This is a genomic window from Bacillus sp. Leaf49, assembly GCF_001426125.1.
Lineage (GTDB): Bacteria > Bacillota > Bacilli > Bacillales > Bacillaceae > Bacillus > Bacillus altitudinis.
Genome location: NZ_LMRK01000017.1, coordinates 1 through 2,455, shown reverse-complemented (window position 1 = coordinate 2,455; position 2,455 = coordinate 1). Strand labels below are relative to the sequence as shown.

Annotated in this window: 4 protein-coding genes; 3 read left to right on the top strand and 1 reads right to left on the bottom strand. The window is 38.3% G+C overall.

What is annotated here, in order from left to right; genetic code table 11:
• Window positions 1–739 precede the first annotated feature (739 nt).
• Both ASG46_RS20510 and ASG46_RS20925 read left to right on the top strand, forming a co-directional pair.
• Window positions 740–874: a YrzI family small protein gene (locus ASG46_RS20510; protein WP_008342648.1), complete on the top strand. Its 135-nt coding sequence runs from the start codon at window positions 740–742 to the stop codon at window positions 872–874.
• Between the two features lie 159 nt (window positions 875–1,033).
• Entirely contained in the window at window positions 1,034–1,195 is a 162-nt protein-coding gene (locus tag ASG46_RS20925; RefSeq protein ID WP_154666048.1) for a hypothetical protein, read from the top strand.
• Between the two features lie 43 nt (window positions 1,196–1,238).
• Here the strand turns inward: ASG46_RS20925 and ASG46_RS21620 are convergent, their stop codons facing one another.
• Window positions 1,239–1,364 carry a YjcZ family sporulation protein gene (locus tag ASG46_RS21620; protein WP_008342643.1) on the bottom strand — a complete coding sequence of 42 codons (126 nt, stop codon included), beginning with the start codon at window positions 1,362–1,364 and terminating at the stop codon, window positions 1,239–1,241.
• Window positions 1,365–1,631: 267 nt separating this feature from the next.
• Between ASG46_RS21620 and ASG46_RS09620 the strand changes: the two genes are divergently transcribed.
• Window positions 1,632–2,234, top strand: coding sequence for a class I SAM-dependent methyltransferase (locus tag ASG46_RS09620; protein WP_056704298.1), 603 nt, complete (start codon window positions 1,632–1,634; stop codon window positions 2,232–2,234).
• Window positions 2,235–2,455 lie beyond the last annotated feature (221 nt).

The following is a 2,455-nucleotide window of genomic DNA, read 5'->3' as shown; positions in this document are numbered from 1 at the left end:
CTTTCTTCTTCACGTTTCGATAACATGTTCATCCCCCACAGAATTGTGTTATTACCCTTATTATACAAAAAAGCTTGTAGACTTTGTCTACAAGCTGAGTCTCCTCATATGATGAGGAGACTTTCAGCGTGTAGACAAACCCTCGCATTCTTTGTCAGTCCTGCGTGCCGGTGCTCACGAATGTCAAATTCGCTCCGCGCCGGTACTCGTCCTTCCTAGAATTCAAAGGTTTTCTATCACGCTGAAAAGAAGACAAAGGGCTAAAATCAAGTTCATTTTAGCCCTTTGTCAACATTCTGAAGTTTCCTCATGTGATGAGGAAACTTTTTTTTAATTGCACTGGATAATCGGACAAGAATTACTGTAGAAATTTAGTCAAACACACAAAAATCATCTAATTTACTAAAAACAGGTTTACAAAATGGTGCTTGCTGGATATACTTACAAAGTAATTAAAAACGTAAAGGAGGCTGAAGAATATGTTATTCGTATCTACTTGTGATCAATTCAACAACCAATTTCATCATGTCATCAGCCTGTGGAAGAGCTCGTGTCCTTCCTTTACCTTTTACGGTTCACGCTACAAAACTGTTTAAGTAAACGAGGATTTCACGTATCATCCATCGCAGGTTAGAAGACACTGTCTTTTGATCTGCATTTTTGTGTGCCCGCAGGTCAACTGATAAAGAAGATCTGCGGGCTATTTCGCGTGCTGCGAACTGAAGGGAGGTGAGCGTATATGACAATCCATTTATTTTTTATTACTTTGACGATCCAACGTAAATACAAAGACATTGAAACCGTTCTTTATGAACAACAAGTCGAAACGTTTTATGAAGAAATGAAGCAGAAACAACTAAAGTACATGAACTAAAAAGGACAATAAAAACATGAAAAGGAGGAGATTGACATGTTTATGATGCTTGCAATGCTTGATTGTTATACAAGGGAGAAGGACCAGGTTTAGACACGCTCCACATTGATCACCTGCACATATGATAACCGTAAAAGGAGATTGTGAGGTGATCAATGAATGTCGATGTCACCATATATGAGGTTTCCATCAGTGGGGCACGGATATGCGTCTATTCCGCATTCTTTAAAGCACGGATACGGCAATCCATACAGAATGCAAAGAGAGCAAGAAGAAATGCTAAGACGCTATATGTACAATTATCCAACCTATTGGTATTAAAGAAAAGGAGCAGGAAACGTTATCGTTTCCTGCTCCTTTTACATTAGCAAATCCAGCTTGCACCGATGATGATTAACAAAATGAACAGTACAACAAGCAATGCGAATCCGCCTGCAAAACCGCCACCGTAGCCACCGCAGTAGCCTCCAGAATAACCGCCAAAGCCCATAATCTAGCACCACCTTTATCTAATCAAGATACATTCATAAAATATGCAGCTCATGCGGAAAACGAAATCAATCTGAGCACAATTAATGAAAATGCCTATTTGTTTAAATATTTTTCATGACGTGCGAAACATTTTCAGAAAAGGTGCCGTCTAATAAAAGACAAAGAAATTAGGACTAGGTCTTAACTTTTGTTAGGCGAGAGCCGATATGAAAAGTAAGAAAATTCGTAAATAGTTTTATTTACTGGTGCAAAGCAGGTGTTGACATTGATTCAAAGCTGGATTGGAAAACAAATGAGGGAACCAAAGGGCTTGTTCTCAAAATGGGTTGCCCGCTATATGGAAAAAAATCATCATAATATCAATCAATGGACGATTCAACTCTTAAATATACAAGAAAACGACCGGATCTTAGAAATTGGTACTGGAAGAGGTATGACATTATCTAAAGTAGCGGAAAAACTTGATCGAGGGAAAGTATATGGAATCGATGCTTCGCGTCATATGGTAAAATACGCGAAAAGAAAACATAAGAGGCTTGTCGAGCAGGATAAAGCCGTTATCACACTTGGAAGAGCTGAGCAATTACCTTTTGAAGACAGATCATTCAATAAATTGTTCACAGTGCAGACCATCTATTACTTGCCAGATATCGAACAAGTTATGAAAGAGGTATATCGTGTTCTTCAAGTGGATGGAGAAGTATTCTTATCTTTTCAAAAGCAGGAACTAATGAAGGAACAAAAACGCTCACAGTCTCTTTCAACGTACAGTGAAGAAGACATCAGCTGTCTTTTTTCAGCGTATCACTTTAGAGACGTCTCTGTTTACCATTATGATACATACATCTGTATCAAAGCCTTAAAATGATGATGAAAATATTTCCCAGGTAATGAACAAGCAATTAAAAAAGGCTCTTCGTCAGAGGAGCCTTTTTGCATGCGATGAAATGGACCATTCGTCAATAAAAAAGACTCTTCACAAGAAGAGTCTTCAGACCGTAGACAAACCCCACCTTTACTTCAAGTAAAAGTGGGGTTTTCACATTTTTTGATAAAAACATTATGTGTTTTACGCTGGACATGGCTCTT